Annotated in this window: 23 protein-coding genes; 1 reads left to right on the forward strand and 22 read right to left on the reverse strand. The window is 50.5% G+C overall.

Features of this window, described 5'->3' with window-relative positions; translation table 11 throughout:
* Positions 1 to 100 precede the first annotated feature (100 nt).
* The 19 genes from spoIVA to AC3RCL_RS19490 form a co-directional block, all read right to left on the reverse strand.
* Entirely contained in the window at positions 101 to 1,579 is a 1,479-nt protein-coding gene (gene spoIVA, locus AC3RCL_RS19400) for a stage IV sporulation protein A (protein WP_009595160.1), read from the reverse strand.
* A 606-nt stretch (positions 1,580 to 2,185) separates the two neighbouring features.
* Complete coding sequence (locus AC3RCL_RS19405; RefSeq protein WP_492536413.1) at positions 2,186 to 2,938, reverse strand: YphF family lipoprotein; 753 nt, start codon at positions 2,936 to 2,938, stop codon at positions 2,186 to 2,188.
* 194 nt (positions 2,939 to 3,132) lie between these two features.
* Positions 3,133 to 3,492, reverse strand: coding sequence for a 2Fe-2S iron-sulfur cluster-binding protein (locus tag AC3RCL_RS19410; RefSeq protein ID WP_009595225.1), 360 nt, complete (start codon positions 3,490 to 3,492; stop codon positions 3,133 to 3,135).
* A 60-nt stretch (positions 3,493 to 3,552) separates the two neighbouring features.
* On the reverse strand, positions 3,553 to 4,143 hold the full coding sequence (locus AC3RCL_RS19415; protein ID WP_492531423.1) for a hypothetical protein: 591 nt from the start codon (positions 4,141 to 4,143) through the stop codon (positions 3,553 to 3,555).
* A gap of 43 nt (positions 4,144 to 4,186) precedes the next feature.
* Positions 4,187 to 4,366 carry a DUF2768 family protein gene (locus AC3RCL_RS19420; protein WP_006209457.1) on the reverse strand — a complete coding sequence of 60 codons (180 nt, stop codon included), beginning with the start codon at positions 4,364 to 4,366 and terminating at the stop codon, positions 4,187 to 4,189.
* 144 nt (positions 4,367 to 4,510) lie between these two features.
* Positions 4,511 to 4,786 (reverse strand): stage VI sporulation protein F, encoded by a 276-nt coding sequence (locus AC3RCL_RS19425; RefSeq protein WP_009595189.1) that lies wholly within the window; start codon positions 4,784 to 4,786, stop codon positions 4,511 to 4,513.
* 63 nt (positions 4,787 to 4,849) lie between these two features.
* The gene (locus AC3RCL_RS19430; protein WP_015734520.1) at positions 4,850 to 5,890 is read right to left on the reverse strand and encodes an NAD(P)H-dependent glycerol-3-phosphate dehydrogenase; all 1,041 of its coding nucleotides are present in this window, start codon (positions 5,888 to 5,890) and stop codon (positions 4,850 to 4,852) included.
* Positions 5,883 to 6,509: a glycerol-3-phosphate 1-O-acyltransferase PlsY gene (gene plsY / locus AC3RCL_RS19435; protein ID WP_015734519.1), complete on the reverse strand. Its 627-nt coding sequence runs from the start codon at positions 6,507 to 6,509 to the stop codon at positions 5,883 to 5,885. Before plsY ends, AC3RCL_RS19430 begins: the two co-directional genes overlap by 8 nt.
* Before the next feature lie 11 nt (positions 6,510 to 6,520).
* Positions 6,521 to 7,843 carry a ribosome biogenesis GTPase Der gene (gene der / locus AC3RCL_RS19440; protein ID WP_009595099.1) on the reverse strand — a complete coding sequence of 441 codons (1,323 nt, stop codon included), beginning with the start codon at positions 7,841 to 7,843 and terminating at the stop codon, positions 6,521 to 6,523.
* 211 nt (positions 7,844 to 8,054) lie between these two features.
* Positions 8,055 to 9,272 carry a 30S ribosomal protein S1 gene (rpsA, locus tag AC3RCL_RS19445; RefSeq protein WP_009595202.1) on the reverse strand — a complete coding sequence of 406 codons (1,218 nt, stop codon included), beginning with the start codon at positions 9,270 to 9,272 and terminating at the stop codon, positions 8,055 to 8,057.
* Positions 9,273 to 9,392: 120 nt separating this feature from the next.
* The gene (locus AC3RCL_RS19450; protein WP_492531428.1) at positions 9,393 to 9,983 is read right to left on the reverse strand and encodes a lysophospholipid acyltransferase family protein; all 591 of its coding nucleotides are present in this window, start codon (positions 9,981 to 9,983) and stop codon (positions 9,393 to 9,395) included.
* 21 nt (positions 9,984 to 10,004) lie between these two features.
* Entirely contained in the window at positions 10,005 to 10,685 is a 681-nt protein-coding gene (gene cmk, locus AC3RCL_RS19455; protein WP_492531430.1) for a (d)CMP kinase, read from the reverse strand.
* A gap of 176 nt (positions 10,686 to 10,861) precedes the next feature.
* Positions 10,862 to 11,149, reverse strand: a complete 288-nt coding sequence (locus tag AC3RCL_RS19460) for a DUF5359 family protein (protein WP_192572475.1) — start codon at positions 11,147 to 11,149, stop codon at positions 10,862 to 10,864.
* Positions 11,150 to 11,214: 65 nt separating this feature from the next.
* On the reverse strand, positions 11,215 to 11,877 hold the full coding sequence (locus AC3RCL_RS19465; protein WP_015734514.1) for a flagellar brake protein: 663 nt from the start codon (positions 11,875 to 11,877) through the stop codon (positions 11,215 to 11,217).
* A 212-nt stretch (positions 11,878 to 12,089) separates the two neighbouring features.
* A complete protein-coding gene (ypeB, locus tag AC3RCL_RS19470) occupies positions 12,090 to 13,439 on the reverse strand; it encodes a germination protein YpeB (protein WP_096773271.1) in 1,350 nt (449 codons plus the stop codon).
* Between the two features lie 89 nt (positions 13,440 to 13,528).
* Positions 13,529 to 13,675 (reverse strand): hypothetical protein, encoded by a 147-nt coding sequence (locus tag AC3RCL_RS19475; protein WP_009595221.1) that lies wholly within the window; start codon positions 13,673 to 13,675, stop codon positions 13,529 to 13,531.
* Between the two features lie 72 nt (positions 13,676 to 13,747).
* Positions 13,748 to 14,443: a glutamic-type intramembrane protease PrsW gene (prsW, locus tag AC3RCL_RS19480; RefSeq protein ID WP_090911039.1), complete on the reverse strand. Its 696-nt coding sequence runs from the start codon at positions 14,441 to 14,443 to the stop codon at positions 13,748 to 13,750.
* Positions 14,444 to 14,500: 57 nt separating this feature from the next.
* Complete coding sequence (locus AC3RCL_RS19485) at positions 14,501 to 15,112, reverse strand: genetic competence negative regulator (protein WP_015734510.1); 612 nt, start codon at positions 15,110 to 15,112, stop codon at positions 14,501 to 14,503.
* Between the two features lie 201 nt (positions 15,113 to 15,313).
* Positions 15,314 to 15,685, reverse strand: coding sequence for a hypothetical protein (locus AC3RCL_RS19490; RefSeq protein ID WP_492531434.1), 372 nt, complete (start codon positions 15,683 to 15,685; stop codon positions 15,314 to 15,316).
* A gap of 93 nt (positions 15,686 to 15,778) precedes the next feature.
* Between AC3RCL_RS19490 and AC3RCL_RS19495 the strand changes: the two genes are divergently transcribed.
* The gene (locus tag AC3RCL_RS19495) at positions 15,779 to 16,705 is read left to right on the forward strand and encodes a polysaccharide deacetylase family protein (protein WP_492531436.1); all 927 of its coding nucleotides are present in this window, start codon (positions 15,779 to 15,781) and stop codon (positions 16,703 to 16,705) included.
* A gap of 52 nt (positions 16,706 to 16,757) precedes the next feature.
* On the opposite strand, the gene AC3RCL_RS19500 is transcribed toward AC3RCL_RS19495, so the two are convergent.
* Genes AC3RCL_RS19500 through AC3RCL_RS19510 form a run of 3 tightly spaced genes read right to left on the reverse strand, consistent with a single transcriptional unit; the run spans position 16,758 to position 18,569 of the window.
* Positions 16,758 to 17,576 carry a metallophosphoesterase gene (locus tag AC3RCL_RS19500; protein ID WP_492531438.1) on the reverse strand — a complete coding sequence of 273 codons (819 nt, stop codon included), beginning with the start codon at positions 17,574 to 17,576 and terminating at the stop codon, positions 16,758 to 16,760.
* On the reverse strand, positions 17,573 to 17,983 hold the full coding sequence (locus tag AC3RCL_RS19505) for a hypothetical protein (protein WP_096773267.1): 411 nt from the start codon (positions 17,981 to 17,983) through the stop codon (positions 17,573 to 17,575). Before AC3RCL_RS19505 ends, AC3RCL_RS19500 begins: the two co-directional genes overlap by 4 nt.
* On the reverse strand, positions 17,970 to 18,569 hold the full coding sequence (locus tag AC3RCL_RS19510; RefSeq protein WP_015734505.1) for a CPBP family intramembrane glutamic endopeptidase: 600 nt from the start codon (positions 18,567 to 18,569) through the stop codon (positions 17,970 to 17,972). Before AC3RCL_RS19510 ends, AC3RCL_RS19505 begins: the two co-directional genes overlap by 14 nt.
* Positions 18,570 to 18,600: the final 31 nt, after the last annotated feature.

The following is an 18,600-nucleotide window of genomic DNA, read 5'->3' on the forward strand; positions in this document are numbered from 1 at the left end:
CGTTTTGCTTTGCTGGGTCAAAGAAAACATGAAAAACAGCCGCTAATCGGGACTTTTGACCCGTTAGCGACTGCATTTTCAACACCTTTTCGGCGCCCACTTAAAGAATGATTGCGATCAAACCGCCGGAGCCTTCGTTAATGATGCGACCCAAGGTTTCCTGCAATTTGTATCTGGCATTATCGGGCATCATCGCGATTTTTCCTTGGATTCCTTCACGGACGATCGAGTGCAGCGAGCGTCCGAATATGTCGGATTCCCAAATTTTGATCGGATCGTTCTCGAAGTCCTGCATCAGGTAGCGCACAAGCTCCTCGCTCTGCTTCTCCGTGCCGATGATCGGCGAGAACTCGGATTCCACGTCCACCCGAATCATATGAATGGATGGAGCGGTCGCTTTCAATCTTACCCCGAAGCGGGTGCCTTGACGGATGAGCTCAGGCTCATCAAGCGCCATCTCGGCCAGGGAAGGAGCGGCGATGCCGTACCCCGTCGTTTTGACCATCTCAAGCGCTTCGGCGAAGCGGTCGTATTCCCGTTTGGCATGGGAGAACTCCTGCATCAGCTGCAGCAGATGATCCTTGCCTCGGATCTCGACACCCACGACCTCCATCAAGATCCGGTCATACAGTTCGTCAGGCGCGAAGAGGTCGATCTCGGCAACGCCCTGACCCATATTCATGCCGCTGAGTCCGGCGTGGTTGATGAAATCATATTCCATGAACTGGCTAACCACACGATCCACGTCACGCAGACGGCGGATATCTTTCACGGTATCTCTCACCGAGTTTTCATAGTTGCTGCGGAGCCAGTGGTTCTCGTTAAGCACCATAACCCAGCTAGGCAGATTGACATTCACTTCATGCACCGGGAACTCATACAATACCTCACGAAGCACACCGGTCACGTCATCATCGGTCATGGTAGCCGCACTCAGCGTCATGACCGGAATGTCGTATTTCTCTGCCAGCTCATTGCGCAGCTGAAGGGCTTCTTCGCTGCGGGGACGCGTCGAGTTAATGACAACAACAAACGGCTTGCCGACTTCCTTCAGTTCCTCGATGACGCGCTCCTCGGCCTCAACATAAGAGCTTCGCGGGATCTCCGCAATGCTTCCGTCCGTCGTGACAACGACGCCAAGCGTGGAGTGCTCCTGAATGACTTTGCGGGTTCCGATTTCGGCCGCTTCCTGGAACGGAATCGGCTCTTCGAACCATGGCGTCGAGATCATTCTCGGGCCATTCTCGTCCTCGTAACCCTTGGCGCCTTCAACGGCATAACCAACACAATCGACCAATCTTACGTTGACCTCAAGGCCATCCGTAACCTTGATTTGTACCGCGTTGTTCGGCACGAATTTCGGCTCGGTCGTCATGATCGTTTTCCCTGCAGCACTTTGAGGCAGCTCATCGACAGCTCTTACTCGATCCGCCTCGTTCGTAATGTTCGGGAGAACAACCGTCTCCATAAACCGCTTGATGAAAGTTGATTTTCCCGTACGGACGGCACCGACAACACCTAAGTAAATGTCCCCTCCGGTCCGTTCGGCAATGTCCTTAAAAATGTCCACTTTTTCCAAAAGAGATCCCCTCCTCAAATTACTCCGAAGGAAAAATGCTTTAAGAGCATCCGCTTCGTGTTCCACTCATAGCCAAAGCCATTGCAACAGATGAGCAGCCTTTACAATGTCGCCAGCATCCCGCCGCCGGTATTCCATGAGTTTGGATGGAAACGGCAAAGCGGCGTAACTCGTACATGCATTTGGACTAGTAACATCATATGTACCGGGTTCAAAAATATGACGGTTGCCCCTTAAAGTCCGTCCAGTTTTTTTTAAGATATCGAATATGCCTGCAACTGCCAGACACGCAATCGAATACCGTAAGAAAAACCACCGCTCGGGGCACGGTCTGTCTTCGCGCTGTCACGCCTTTCAGACGCTTTCTAGTGCCTCATGATGTGGGCAACCGGCTCTTGCCCGCACTACTCTTTCAGATTATGAATATGCGCGGACTTTACTAGATATTCCAAAGAGATTCAGCCTTATTCGAAAAAACGATCGAAGAAGAGACTCGAGGGTAAAAAAGTAGACCCGCCTTATGGCTGCCGTACCTCATTCTTCAGGCAGAAACCGGCAACCAGGCGGGACCAAAAAAAATACCCGCCGATATCGGCGGGTACGGGTTTAGGATAGGGGCTGAGCCACAGGCTGCCCGTCCTTCCATGCATAGGGTACGGATTTTACGGGTACATAATAGGATTCCTTCTCCAGAAACACCCGTAAATCCTCTCCTTCTTTGGGCTCGGAGCCGTTTTTCTGGATAGCCTGCATAATATCAAAGGCATAATCGGCGTACACCGTGCCCTCTTCATCCATCATAAAAGGCATTTCCTGGCCCGAGTATACACTCATCAACTTAAGGGATTTGGCCTCGGTTTTCAACAAATCCACCGCCGTATAACCCGGGTAGAGGGCTTCCCCTGCCGGAAGGGCGTTGTCATTCGCCATTTTGTACAGATTCACGGCTCGCTGAACGTCATTCACCTTCTGAGCCGTTGTTAAGTCCATGACCTTCACGGTCGGTTCGGTTTCCTCATTAATAATGAGAAAATAACCGCTGCCGCCTTTCTCGAAAGCCGTATCCGGAATTTGGTCGATATATCCTCGGCCCTTCAGCTGATCCAAATCGACCCGGTATTTCTCATACTTCGGAATTTCCGCGCCTGCCGTAATGATCGGCAGAATTCCTTGCTCTTGATAAAAATCGTCCACGGCCGACTGAATCCGTTTGACACTTTCCCTATAGGAAACCTTGTTCTCCTGCAGCTTCTCGTCAGGATATAGACAACCTGTCAGCAACATTGGAAACAGCACCAGGACTAAGACGGCAGACATTCGCTTCGTACGGCCAGCCGCTTGGGTCATCCAAGTGTTCATACTCAACTAACATCATCCTTCGCTTTAAGAGGTTGTTCAAAAAGTCCGATTTTGATAAGAAAACCAATCGAGGCAAATTCAAGGCTGAGCGACCGCGATTCAGAAGTAGCTTCACTCAACTGAAGCGTTTTGAAAAAACGCACATCGGAAGCATAGGCCTCGGTGCTGAAAACCGATCTTTTTGAACTCGCGCTTTAAATAAAGTCATCGGACTCCCGGTTCCTCGCTGCCTCCAGCTGCTTGCGTATCGCGGCCTTAAGGGGATCCTCGGGGATTATCACCTTCAAATGGCTCGTAATCCTCGTCTGGCAGGATAACCGGTAGCCTTGTTCCATCATCGACGTTCCCAGCTTCCTGATTTCCTTGGTCTCAGGAGCAGAGCAATGTCCGCGTTCCTCATCCGGTACCAGGATCTTGCACATCAGACAGCCTGCTTTGCCTCCGCAACGGGTCGGAATGCGTACACCGGCACGACGCGAGGCATCCAGCACATTCGTGTTCGGACGAACCTTGACCTTCTTCTGATCCGGCAGAAATAATACCTCGTACTCCAACGGCAAACCGCTCCTTTTCTTATGTACCCGCTCTTCCATGCTGCCGGTTCGATTACCGTGCTATGGCTGTAGTCCGATTAATCGCTTCAATACCATCCGATGTTCCTCGCTCAACCGATTTCGGCTTAACAACCGCTGAAGCAGCGGCAAATGTTGGTTCATATCCCTCAACATCGTCTCCGCAATGGCATCGTAACGATCCGGTCTGTCTCGAAGCACATTAAACACCAGTTCGTGGGATAACGGCATCAGCCGTACCGTGACGTCCCGTATGTGGCGCGCTTGCGCTGCAGGATAGAGCAATTGATCGATTTCAACGCGATAGGAGGAACCCTCCGAATTCACTTCAAATCCGCCTACAAGTTCAATCGGGACTTTCTCTAATTCATAGTGGCTCAGAATGGAAGAATATATTCCTTCCTGATCCAGCCGGGGAGCGTCTGCTGCCAGAAGGGCCAGCGTCTCATGCAGCGGCTGAATCCCCCCTGCATCGGCGTAAATATCGATATCCCTCGGCGGCTTGCCTAATTCTACGCCCTGAAGGAGCAAGCAGCAGCTTCCACCCAGCAGCCAAGCGACAGGCGCCTGATTCAGTTTGCGAATGGCGGTAGCTAACGCCTTCTCCAATTCCGGCAGATCATTCAGCGTCATGCTGCACCCCTTTACCGTATCATCCCGGAAGCGGCTTCCCATATTAAATGATGGAAGCCAGTCCGATAATAAAACCGAAAATCATCATCATAAAGGCCACAAACGATAGCGTGCCGCGCAGAAAACCTTTGGTCTTGCTTCGCGCAAGCGTAACCACGATGACGGACAGCGCCATAATCAATAATGCGACAAGGGACAGCCACATCTTTTGCATCGGATCCATGTCACGAAACTCTCCAATCTCTCTTCAAATTATTCAACCTATTATATCACGAAAATGATAGTGCCTCACCCTGAGTATGGCGAAAAAAAGAACAAAAGCCGCATTCCCGCAAAGGATGCGTCTTTTGTTCATGATCAGCATATCTTATTTGTTCATCATCATTTTCATCAAGGCTTCCATATTGCTCGGATTCATGCCGCTCTTCTTCACCGCTCCGACAATTTCCTGAATCGTGTCCTCGCTGACAGGTATGTTCGCCATAGCAGATACCTGCTTGATCAGCTGGCGGAGCTGGGCTTCATTTTGCATAGTAGACGGCTTAACCGTGCTAGCCAGCTTATTGACAGCCCCTGAAGAAATTTTCTTACCGCTTTTCTTGTTAATCGCATTCAGTACATCCTTGTGAAAGCTTTTGCTCATTTCCACCCCTCCTCCGACATCCTCACATCAATATATGAGTCAATCCTCGGAATGGTGAATAAGCTAGGTGTGCCATTGTTCCCAAGTCTCGAGCGGCATCATTTCCATCTCGGTCTTGGGGTCCCGGCCCATTAAGGCTTCCACGGCGACGCGGGGATTCCGGTCTTTAAACAACACATGGTACAGTTGGTCGGCAATCGGCATCTGCACCCCGTATTTCTCGGAAATGGCATGCGCGGCTTTGGTCGTGCGTATTCCTTCCACCACCATCCCCATGGATGCGAGAACCTCATCAAGCTTCTTGCCCTGCCCAAGCATCGAGCCTGCACGCCAGTTCCGGCTGTGCTGGCTCGTAGCGGTAACCACGAGGTCGCCGATCCCGGCAAGCCCGGCAAACGTCAGCGGATTCGCGCCCATCTCCATGCCGATTCGCAAAATTTCTGCCAATCCCCTCGTAATAAGCGCCGCCTTGGCGTTGTCGCCGAAGCCCAATCCGTCGGACATGCCGGCGCCCAAAGCGATAATATTCTTCAGCGCTCCGGCCAATTCCACGCCGATCATATCCCGGTTCGTGTACACTCTGAAATACGTGTTCATAAACAGATCCTGGGCGGCGGCGGCGGCCTTGGCGTCCAAGGATGCCACAACGACCGTTGTAGGGCAGCGTCTCACCACTTCCTCCGCATGGCTGGGTCCTGATAGTACGACTACGCGGCCTTCCTCGCAGCCCAGCTCTTCGGATATGACGGTCGACATCCGCTTCAGGGATTCAATCTCGAATCCTTTAGTTGCGTGAATCACCAGCATATCTTCGCTCCAATACTGCTTCAGCTGGCCCGAAACCTCCCGCATCGCGGACGATGGTGCAACGATAACCACGGCAGCAGCCGAAGAGACCGCCTCTTCCATATCGGTCGTGGCGCGAATGTTCGAAGATAACTCCACCCCGGGCAAATAACGGTTGTTGGTATGCAGTTCGTTAATTTCACGGGTCTGTTCCTCCGTTCTCGTCCAGACGACAACATCCAGATCATTCGAAGCGAGAACACTTGCCAAAGCGGTTCCCCAACTGCCTGCCACCAGAACAGCGACTTTGTCAGACAACGCGCTTCCCTCCTTTGTCCTTTCCTTTTCCGGAACCAAGCTTGTTTTCACGTCCCTGTACAAGCTTCACGATGTTCGAGCGATGACGCCAGAAGGCGAATACGCATATGATCAAGCTTGTCCAAAAGATCGGCCAGGAATAATCCGCGATCAAGAGGAAAACAGGGGTAAGCACTACAAAAATAAGGGAACCCAAAGATACATAACGGGTAAAAACAATGGATAGAATGGCGATAACGCCGGCTATAAGCGCTGGAATGAAGCAGAGCGTAGCAAGCACCCCAATGGCGGTTGCAATTCCTTTGCCGCCTCGAAAGCGGAAGTAAAGAGGCCAATTATGACCGATGATGGCGGCAATGCCGCATAACCCCGGCAGCCACGCATTGTCTCCTCCGAGCCATCGTCCGATCCAAACCGCAGCGATGCCCTTAATTACATCCAAAGCCAATACCAGAATGGCAGGTCCTTTTCCCAGGACGCGAAGGGTATTGGTTGCCCCGGCGTTCCCGCTGCCATGCTGACGAATGTCGATCCCTTTCAGGATTTTGGCAAGCAGTACGCTAAAGCTTACCGAACCAAGTAAATAACAAACTACAATCGCTACGATCTCCAGAATCAAGCTATTCTCCCCTAACTCTCATCAGACTTTCTTCGAGTAAATATCCTGATGGGTGTACCTTCAAAGTCAAAAGCGGCCCGAATCTTGTTCTCAAGGTAACGCTCATATGAGAAGTGCATCAATTCCGGATCGTTGACGAATACGACCATGGTCGGCGGCTTGACCGCCACCTGTGTTGAATAGTTAATGCGCAATCTTCTTCCCTTATCCGTTGGAGGCGGGTTGATCGCAATCGCATCGGATATAACATCGTTAAGCAAATGCGTCTGCACGCGAAGGGAATGCTGATCGGCCACATGTTTAACGACAGGGAGCAGCTTCTGCAGGCGCTGCTTCGTCTTGGCCGACAAGAATACGACCGGCGCATAGGTCATGAACAGGAAATGGTCCCGGATCTTTTTCTCGAACTGCTGCATCGTCTTGTCGTCTTTCTCGACCATATCCCATTTGTTGACGACAAATAAAGACGCTTTACCGGCCTCATAAGCATAACCGGCGATATGCTTGTCCTGCTCGATAATGCCTTCTTCCCCGTTGATGAGCACGAGAACGACATCCGCCCGCTCGATGGCCCGCATGGCACGCATGACGCTGTATTTCTCGGTGGTTTCATACACTTTTCCGCGTTTGCGCATGCCTGCCGTATCGATGAGGACATACCGCTGCCCGTCTTTCTCGAATGGCGTATCGATCGCATCGCGGGTCGTGCCCGCAACGTCACTGACAATGACGCGCTCTTCTCCCAGAATGGCATTGACGAGAGAAGATTTGCCTACATTCGGTCTGCCGATCAAGGCGACACGAATAACATCCTCGTCATATTCGTCGTCTTCCAGTTCCGGCAGGTTCTCGACGACAACGTCCAAGAGGTCGCCGATCCCTGTGCCGTGGCTGCCTGATATCCCGACAGGATCGCCAAATCCGAGGGAATAGAACTCATAGATATCATCAGCACGCTTCAAATTATCCACTTTGTTTACGCTGAGTATGACAGGTTTACCGGAACGGAACAGAATCTGTGCAACTTCCTCGTCCGATTGGGTAACCCCCGTCTTCGCATCGCACATAAATACGATGACATCCGCTTCTTCAATCGCAAGCTCGGCTTGCATGCGTATGGATTTCAAAATCATGTCATCGCCGTCGATTTCGATACCGCCTGTATCGATGACACTGAACGCTTTACCGTTCCATTCAGCACTGCCGTAAATCCGGTCACGGGTAATCCCCGGTTTATCTTCAACGATGGCTAATCTGTCGCCGATCAATCGGTTAAATATGGTGGATTTACCGACGTTAGGCCTTCCGACGATAGCCACTACGGGTCTTGCCATAGTCACTCCTCCTGTCAATTCTTACGATTATCATCATAGCAAAAAACGTTACAATTGGCTAACCTTTCATCTGCATTTCTATTATGCTCTACCCCATGTTACAACATCCGTAAACGTTCGTCCCCTAAAAAAACAAATGGCGAACCCAGATTTCTGGGTTCGCCGACTTCGTTATGATAGGTCAATAGACCGAACAAAACTGTTCCCGGGCTTACTTGAATTTGCTCAGCTTATCGCCGAAACGCTCGCCAAGCGTAACGCTCATGCCTTGGTTGTTCAAAGAAACGTTCGGGTTGTCTTTCAGGTCGATTTTAGGACCTTTGGACGGTTTTTCAGCTCGCGGAGCTTGAGCTGGCGCTTCTTCGGTTTCTTTGATGCTCAGGCTGATACGCTGCTCGGAAGTGTTGATGTCAAGTACTTTAACCTGAACTTCTTGGCCTTCCTTCAGTACTTCTTGCGGAGTACCGATATGCTTGTGGGAGATTTGGGAGATATGAACCAAACCTTCTACGCCTGGTGCCAATTCAACGAAAGCTCCGAAAGTAACCAGACGTTTTACGACGCCCGTTACGATGTCGCCCGTGTTGAATTGCTCGCCAGCTGTTTCCCAAGGACCCGGAGCAGCCGCTTTGATGCTGAGGCTGATTTTGCCTTTTTCAGGATCCACTTTCAGCACTTTCACGCGCACTTGATCGCCTTCGGACAATACATCGGATGGTTTGTCAACATGGCTCCAAGCGATCTCGGATACGTGAACCAAACCGTCCACGCCGCCAACGTCAACGAATGCGCCGAATTGCGTGAGGCGTTGCACGGTGCCTTCCAGCACTTGTCCGTCTTGAAGCTCGGACATCACTTTTTGTTTGTTCGCTTCGAACTCTTCTTCCAGAACGTCCTTCTGGGAAAGAATCACTTTGTTGTTCTCGCGGTCCAGCTCTTTCACTTTTACGCGAAGCGTGCGGCCTTTGTAGTCGCTGAAGTCTTCAACGAAATGACGCTCGACCATGGAAGCAGGAATAAAGCCGCGTGCGCCGACATCGGCTACAAGTCCGCCTTTAACCACGTCGGCCACCGTTACTTCGAACACGTCCTGATCCGCAAAATGCTTCTCAAGCTCCTCCCAAGAATTCTCGGTGTCGATCGCGCGCTTGGAAAGAACCAGGCTTTCCTTGTCGTCGTTGATGCTAACGACCTTGCACTCTACCTCTTGGCCAACCTGAACCGCATCCGATGCATTATCAAGCTGTACAGAAGACAGTTCGCGAACAGGAATTACGCCGTCATATTTATATCCAATGCTTACGTAAGCTTGGTTGTCCTCCAGTTTGACGATCGTCCCTTTCACGGTGTCCCCTTTTTTCAAGGATACGATTTGGTCCAGCTGCTCTTGGTTTTCAGCAGCCTCTTGATTTCTTGTTTCTTCCGACATGTCAAATAACCTCCTCAATTCAAACCCCATTTATTTAAACTCGCATTCGCGAAGTTCAAAACATAATTGCTGTAGTATCTTTCCAACCTTCCCATGCTTTTTATGCATGGAGCGAATAAATCAGTTCTCGGTTGGTTTGCCGCTGGCTCGCATTTCGTGAATCTTGGCCATGATCAATTCGGTTGCCCCATCCAGTGCCTCCGGTGACTTGTCACCTTCGAATCGGGACAGATCCACGGGTGCGCCGTAGATGATTTTTACCTTTCGGAACGGCTTGTAGTTTCCAATGATGGCAGCCGGTACGACCGTTGCCCCACTGCGGAGAGCGAAGCTTGCCGCGCCACGTTTCGCCGCGGTTGCATCCGAATTGCGCGTGCCTTCAGGGAAGATTCCCATAATCTCGCCCGAACGCAAGATCGTAAGAGCGGTTTTGATGGAATCTTTACTTACGCCCCCGCGCTTAACCGGAAAGGCCCCAAGCTGACGAACCAGCCATCCGAACACCGGAATGTTGAACAGCTCGGCTTTGGCCATGAACTTCACCTGGCGCTTGACGTGAATTCCGACAGAAATCGGATCTCGTACGCTAATGTGATTGCTGCAGATTAGCACGCCGCCTTCCGAAGGTATGTTATGTACGCCGACAGATTCGAATCTGTAGAGAATAGCGAACAAACCGCGGACCACCGCTCTGCAAAAAACGTAAATCATGCCTATTTCTCCCCATCCCCATTAAGTTTCGCAATATGAAAGAATCGCTTCGACAACCTGATTGATATCCATATGCGTCGTATCCAGTATGATGGCATCCTCTGCGCATCGGAGCGGGGACACTTCACGTTCCTGGTCCAGCCTGTCGCGTTCTGCGATATCTCTTTCCAATTGTTCCAGCGTTATGCCTTCATCACTTAACTCATGGAAGCGGCGGAGCGCACGTTCCTTGACACTGGCCGTCATGAAAATCTTCACTTCGGCATCCGGCAAAACCGTCGTGCCGATGTCGCGTCCATCCATGACAACGCCCTTATCCAGTGCCATTTGCTGCTGTAAACGGACAAGCTTTATTCGCAAACCTTCGATTCGTGCATATTGGGATACCACTGCACTAACCTGATGTGAACGAATATATGGCGTGACGTCTTCCCCGTTCAGCCAAACCATTTGACCATTTTCATGCGGTTTTAATTCAATCACCATGTTTTGTGCATGTTGAAGCACTTTTTCGGGATTTTCCGGAGAAATCTCTTGGTTCAGCATGAACCAGGTGACTGCCCTGTACATGGCGCCGGTATCCACGTAGATGTACTGCAGCCTGCTGGCTACCATACGCGCTACCGTGCTTTTGCCCGCGCCTGCCGGACCGTCGATGGCAATATTAATTCTGTCGCGATAACCTGTCCCCTGCATAACCAACGGGGCATTCCTCCTCAAACATATACCTCGAAATCGAAAGGGCTTACCATCCGATCAGGGACGGGATCACCGTTCCTCTAGTGAAAATATACAAGAAAGTCCGAGATAAACAAGGCACGATCTTATATTTCAAGAAAAAAGCAGGCGCCCGCCTGCGACGTGAAAATTATACCACACTAGCTAGAGCGATGCAAAAGAGAAGGGGTGTTTTCTCCCATCCAATCGTTTACATTTGGCTCATTAACGGGAACGCCCTCCATCTGCTGAATCGGCGAAAGGTAGGGCCGGCTTGGTTCATAATGCAATAGCAGCTGGACGATCACCAAAGCGAATGCGAGCCCTATCAGCAGCTTAAGCAGTACTTGACCGTATCGGTCATGAAGAGCTTGTCCTTTATCGTCGGGCATGGGATCCTGCCTAGTTTTTCGCCGCAGCTGATTTTGATCGTTAGATGACTGGGACATAAGCACACGGTCCTTCCGACACAAAATTTTCCGCTAGTGTGCCACCGGCTTGTCCATTTTATGCATCAACGGTTGCGAAAATCAAACTGGCGCTCAAAGCAATAACGGATCAGTTTCTGACGCTCCATATCTACGATCTGATTAAACTTCAGCATGACGATGCTTCGATTGCCTGGCAGCTGCTTGACCCTGACAACTTCGCCTTCAAAAGGGACATGCTCCACCGATCCGTTCTTGAACGGAATAAGGATCCAGCAGCTTAATAAGCTCCCTTCCGCAAACGATTTGTCGGGTTCCAGGTAAAAGGATACCCCTCCTCCGCCGACATCATCGGTTTTGGTCAGCAACCGCGTGCCGTCTTTGGCCATCACCGCTAACTCGAGCTCGGCTTGTACCCGCAGAAAGCTCCTTCTCTGCACCTTCGTGATCTGATCCGGCTCCGGCTTTTTGATGCGAACCAGGCGTATAACGTCTTCATGGTGACTCAGGACATAGGAATTGAAGAAGTTCTTGACTCCGCCCTCCGTCAAAAAATAAGCGGAAAGCTCGTCCCCAATATACAGCTTCTTCAGCCTCCCCGTTCCTTCCTGAAGCGGAACCTCCATATACATCGATTCGTCATCCATGTCGGAAATGCGGGATTTGTAAACAATGCTGGCTTCCTTCTCATCCCCCGTATCCAACTGGATATAGAGGACGTCGTTGATCTTTGGATACAATGCGCTCACCCACTAATTCATCATAATCATTATTTTCCATTATATCACGGGATGAGCGGGACCATGGGATAAAATCTTCGAATCCGGTCGATTCATGTCTTTCCCCGGGATACAGATGTATTCCTTAGACACTATACTGGCTGCTCTGCAGCAGTTCTCCGCAAGCAAAAAAGCCGATTCAGGAAATCGCCTGAACCGGCTTATATGGCATCAAGAAACGGCTATTTAATTCCTGCCTGCGCATCCTTAACGACCTCGACCGTTTCCTCCAGGCCCGTATCCGCATTAATGTAAATCCGATACTGGGAGCCGTTGATGCGTCCGCCGAACTCATAACACAGCACATCTTCGGAACGGTCGTTTTTGATTAAGGCCTTGCGGTGGTAGAGCACCTTGAATTCAGGGTTCAAAACCTTCTCCGCTTCGGCGAGGCTGAGCTTCGGCTGCGGGATATCGCGCTTCACCTGGTGCTCGTAAACAAAGTCGCTCGCCTGAAATCCGATGACCTCACCGTTATCCATGGCCGAGCGCACGGTGATTTTCTCAGGATATATCAGCACGCCGTCTTCTTCGCGCACAAAAGAGAAGTTGGCCAGGTTATCGTATTGGTCGGCCGATACGACCGTCATGTCGGAATAGCCTTTTTTCGTCAGGAATTGCTGGGCTTTGTCGATGGCATCCTGAACGGATGCTCTCTTGGCGCCGACATTCCGTTCATCCGTGTAGGAGATCAGCTGGCCGCCTTTTTCGGTGAAATCCATGCTGAGCATATGGCCTTTCGGGTGTTTGACTTTGGCCGTGTAGGATACCCACTCGGTACCGCTACCGTTCTTCGTCACTTGTACGTTGGCTTGATTGCCCGTGTCGGAGAATTTCAGCGCTTTGCGCTTCACATCCTCCTCCGAGACCGGCATGCCTGCCAGCTGCTTCACGGAACGTCTGTCGTAAATGCTGCTTACCGATGGTCCCCAATCAAGCTCAGGATAAGCCTCTACTTTTTTATCCACCGTTTTGAATCCGTCAATAATCGAGTTATCTTCGACTTTATTCGTAGCCAAGGCCGTTTCTACGTCCATCCAGCGCAGACTGTTAGCGATGACCTTGTTCTGCACATGCTGCAAATCCTTCGTGATTTCGCCGGAGTTGGCGTATAACGATTTCAACGTTTTGACCTCATTCTCGCTAAGCGGTTCCTTCGTTAAATCGCGCACGCCCGTTTTGTAGGCAAAATTCGATATCCGGGACAGGAACTCTTCGGTTTTGTTGAACGGAAGCAGCGTTAGCGGCAGTTGGCTGATTTCGTTCTGCGCCTGGCTGGTCAGGCGCCATACATTCATCAGACCCTTCCGGTGCATCCCTTGCGAAGTCGAGCTGACCGCAAGCGTATTGCCGAGCTCGGCATGAATCCTGTCCATATTGTACGACAAGTCATGGAAAGCCCGTTGGTACTGGTTCTCGGCGTTAATCAATATGGCGTTCTTTTCTTTATTTTCTTGATATCCCCAAACCAGAGCCCCGATCAATAATATGGTGGCTACAGGAAACAGAATAGCGCTTAATCGTTTGTACATGATGCGATAGTCTCCTTTCTTCTACTCACTGCCGTTAGTTTGACTAGAAGAAAGAAGTCTTATGCATCCCTGGATCATTCCTTCATCAATTAGAAATCTTCCTCAATATCGAAGTGATCCCGGTTGTTGCACAGGCACTGCTTAAATCCGGTTTCGATCCGGCCCTGCTCCTTCTTTCCGCGCAATACGAATCGCTCACCGCAATCCTTGCAAAGAATTTTCACTTTTACACGCAAAAAAGGCACCTCCCTTTCTATGATTCCCTGGCTGTCAGCCAAGGTCTATAGAATGAAGTGTGCCCTGATTTGTTACGTATTAACCTCTTCCTCCCGGTTAATGAAGCGGAAAGGAGAGCGGTTGTTCGCTCTGGAGATTTTGCCCATGCCGCCATACCACAGCAGAACCATTAGCGGAACGATAAACCATACCCATGTGTGGGTCAGCAAATTCAGAATCAGGTCATAAAGACCATGCCACATCCAAGGCAGAACCATGGACAGCACGAGGAAGAATCTTCTTCGTTTCCCTTCCGTGAACCTCGCATGTCCCATGTAGTATCCCATGATAACGCCAAACATTGCGTGACCCGAAACGGGCAGCAACGCCCGCATGAACATCGGGCCGAAGGCTGCCTGGCTGTACCAAGCGTAAAGTAAATTCTCTACCGTAGCAAATCCCAGCGATATCGCCACTGCATATAGTATGCCGTCATAAGGCTCGTCAAATTCCGTATGGTTAAAAATAATATGATACATCACGAACCATTTTAAAAATTCCTCAACGCCCGCCGAAACGAACAGTGAGTTGACTACCGGATTGTCGCCAAGCCATAGTATCATTCCCCGCTGCAAAATCATGACCGGGAAAACGATCAGAACCCCTAGCATGAACACTTTGATCACCATGTGCAGGGGTTCTTGATCATACCTGTCCTTCAGGTAAAAATACGTGAGCAATGCGAGTCCCGGCGCCAAAGCTGACGCAATGATCGAGAACACCAGCACTGAAATTCCCCTTCCGTTAGTTGCGGGCCTGAAGTCCGGCACGCACGCCCACATTGATTAATGCTGACGCTGGAAGTGTGTACAGATAACCTCAACCGCCTGCTGAGGCATCACTTTCTTCCCGTATTCCTCCAGCACAGCCTCCGTTACCGAAGAGGATTCGCCAAACTCGGCCAGCATGGCAATTATAGCCGGCAGCTTCTCGCTATCCAATTCCTCGGGCTCGAAGTACAAAAACCATTTATCCATATAGTGATAGAGCTTGCCCGCTCCGCCTACAAGGTCCTTCAACATATGCGATGCTTCAATGAGCACTTCAAAATCCTGAAAAACATAGACGATGGTATCACTTTGATCCAGCGTTACTTCCATTTCATAAATCTCGTCCGGCATATCTTCTTCGGACAAGCCGCCGAAATGATGATCGTATTTCCCTCTCGTCACAATAACCACCATGCCTTGGGCAGGCAGTGCAAACACCTCAACGGCAAGAGGTCCGGTGGCATCAAATCCGAGTTCACTGTATGCCTGATCCATCATCTCCGTAAACAGGTCATAAACTTTCGGTATTTCCTGCCACATCTCTTCCTTCTGGATCCCACGCTCACTCAGATCGTCAAACGTGAGGAAAATCCGTATCTTATCTTGACTCAAACGCTCTATTTTCATGACAGGATCCTCCTTACGTAAACAAAAGTTTATAACAAATTATGATGTCTGGATTATGACGTGATAAAAATGGTTTTATATAATTGATTTTATCATTTAATACCCACAAATGCACGTAAATATGTAGCTGAAGAAAAAAGAATCATTCACAGGGATTCGTGAGGCCGTTCCCCGAGAATGATTCAAAAAGGTTGATGCCGTTTACAAACCCGGTATGACGGTGTGGGTCTCTTTCAAAATCTGTTCGACTTCGGTCTTCACATCAGGGTTGTTTCGGATGAAATCCTTGACCTGCTTCAGGTTGGCAGCCTTCGAATGAGTCGATGCCTGTACCCCTGCAGTTCCATTGGAATGAGTGGAATCATGTCGGCCTGGACTGGGAGACACGCTTTCTCGGCTGGAGCCGCTAAACTGGCTCTTGTTGCCTTGAATTTTACTCATCGCGGTATTCGCAAACCGGCCAAGATTCGCGTCTTTCATCATCGAGGAGAAGAACGTGCCGTTTTTCCGGGAAATCATCCGGGATGCAACGGCACCGATAATGACACCATATAGAAATGACGAAGTCTTCACAAATGATACCTCCTTCTATGATAAACTCGAGTTTATTGTTCTCGCACCGCCAGGAACTCATGCTACATAAATACAGGAAAGTGAGATGGAATCATGGTTAGAACACGAACAGTCCTTCTGTTGGCCTGCTGCCTGATGCTCAGTGCATGCGGCAGCAACGGCGCCGCTCAGAAGCAAGGCGCGGCTATGGAAGGCAGTAATACCCAGACGAAGCAGCAAAACGAATCCACCGGGCAGGTGTCCCCTCCGAAAGAAAGCACCGATCCTTCGGCCGAACAGGACAAGCCTGAAGACCCGTCCAGCACGAGCTCGAGTAAATCCCCGGATTCCCCGGACCCGTCCGAAGAGGCCGTCAAGGATCCGGAAGTCGAGGCTCCGTCCGAACCGAAATACCACATGAATAAGGTGTACCGAATCGTACCAAACGATGAATCCGTACCCGAAAAGGTGGTGCTGCTCACATTTGACGACGGTCCCAAGGATGAAAAAATGATCAACCGCATGATCGATACGCTCGACAAGCATGAAGCCAAAGCCATTTTCTTCGTGAATGGATACCGCGCGAAGGAGCATCCCGAACTGCTGAAGCTGATCCATGACCGCGGTCAAGTCATCGGCAATCATTCCTGGGATCATATCGACCTGAAAAAGGAAAGCAAACAGAAGGTCGAGAAACAGATCGGGGACGTCCAGAAGATCGTTAAGGAAGCGACGGGAGCGGAACCGAAGTTTTTCCGGCCTCCGTTCGGCTCCGGCGGAGATACCGTCAAGGAAGTCGCACTGGAGCATGACCTGCTGTTTATGACTTGGTCCAACGGTTCCCTGGATTGGGAAAGCAAAAACAAAAACAAACCCGATGCCGTTGTGAGCAACGTGCTCGAGCAGCTTCATCCCGGCAGCAATATTCTGATGCATGAGCTTCCGTGGACTGCCGAAGCCCTGGACACTTTGCTGACCAAGCTCGAGGCCAAAGGGTACGAATTCGTGGATCCGCAATGGATCGAGCCTAAAATAAGATAACCCGAAAAACCGGAAAAACCTTAATTCTGCCGTCAAACATCCGACGATCGAATTAAGGTTTTTTGCGTAATGTAATCACATGATATTCCGCCGGACATTTCAAGCGCAGCGGAATATGGGAAGTGCCGAACCCCCGGCTGATCAGCAGCCTTGAGGAGAGGATAGGCTCTCCTGCCTTCCTCGGCAGCGTATACCATCCGGATTTAAAATTCTTGTAAAATCGCTCCAGACGAACCGCTCCGGCAATCGGCAGCACAATCTGTCCTCCATGGGTATGTCCTGCCAGCAGGAGATCCCCGTGCGTTTCTTCCTTGCCTTTGAGCCATATCGGATCGTGCACCAGAATGATGTGATACTGGTCCTCGGCAGCATTTCCCCGGAATTTCGTATACGGATGTTTCCTGCTTGCCGGCTGCCTAACTCCGCTAAGGACAAGGCACTCGTCATCCCGCTTCAACTTGACGGTCTTGTCATTCAGCAGAATGACCCCGCTATCCCGCAATACCTTGCGAACGGCGTCCTTGCCTGCATACAGGTCGTGATTTCCCAGTACGGCATACACGGGGGCGAGGCGGGCCAAAACCGACATGTTATGTCTCAACCGCTCAAAGGGCACCCCTTTTTCGGTAATATCTCCGCCCAGGAGCACGCAATCCACCGATGATATATTGGATAATAGCTTCTCTTCAGACAGTTGTCTGCGATGTATGTCGGTGATGAACAGCATCCGAAACCCGTCAAACGACCGCGGAATACGCTCGGATACCACTTCCTCTTCACGCAGCCGATAGCCCTGGGCTTCAGCCCTCATCCAGCCGATTGCGCCTGCACCGAGTGCCGCAGCACCCGCTATCCACATCAACACACTCATAATATCTCCTTTAACAATTCCCTTAATGGAGGCGCTCCGATAAGTCCCCACCACAGAAGACCTACCATTAACAATATGAAGATGACAATTAATGAGTTCACAAACCACTTGCTCATTCTTACGCGATAGGAGGAATATGTATTCGTTCGTTTAGGCGCCGAAACCTCTTCCTCTATCGGATTCTGGTTTGACCTTGTCGATCTGGACCGGCTTAATCCATCCGCCGCGCTGCCGCCCCGCGGCTTCGGTACCGCAGTGCTTGCGGGAGCTTGGGATTTAGATCGACTCCGATTCCCTCCTGCCTGCAGCGGCTTTTCCGCCGCTCTTTTTTCGGATTGAGCCGATGACTTGTTCTTCCGGCCTTTATTTCGGCCCTGATGCCGTTGCATTCTGCTAAGCTCGTTCATGTTCCTCTTTCCTCCGAAACCGTATCAACATTCCCGATATGAAATCTATCAGAAAATGGCACAGAATTGGCGCCCAAATGGTACCCGTTTGTATATAGACGTAGCCCAGACCGTAACTGCTCAAGAAAACCCATCCAGTCGGCAGCCAATGCTTTAAATATCGGACATGGATCAGCGCGAACAAGATGCTTGTCCAATACGGTCCGAACGCATGCTGTATCGCTCCGCGAAACAATAATTCCTCGCAGATGGAAACGATCAGGGCGATAACGAATATATGCCAAACCGGCCTTTTCCTGAACAGCATTTCATTGATCCCGCCGTCGTCCATGCTATCCTCCGACACAAACCGGGACAATACAAAGTCGACTGCCAGCATCGCTGCAGCAAGTCCCAGACCCCAATAAACAAACTCGATTTCCTTCGGAAAAACAAATAATCCGAACGGATTCCGGTTCTGAAACAAAATCCAGATCAAACCGACGATAAGCGTCAACGCTTGCGTAAGATACAGATTGATGAGCAGCAGCCGATCGTTCAACTGGTGGGCTTCGATTCTTTTAACACGTATTTTAAATTTTTTCATAGAAGATGGGCCTGTCTTTCATCTTGATTTT

Source organism: Paenibacillus sp. MT86, from assembly GCF_058792535.1.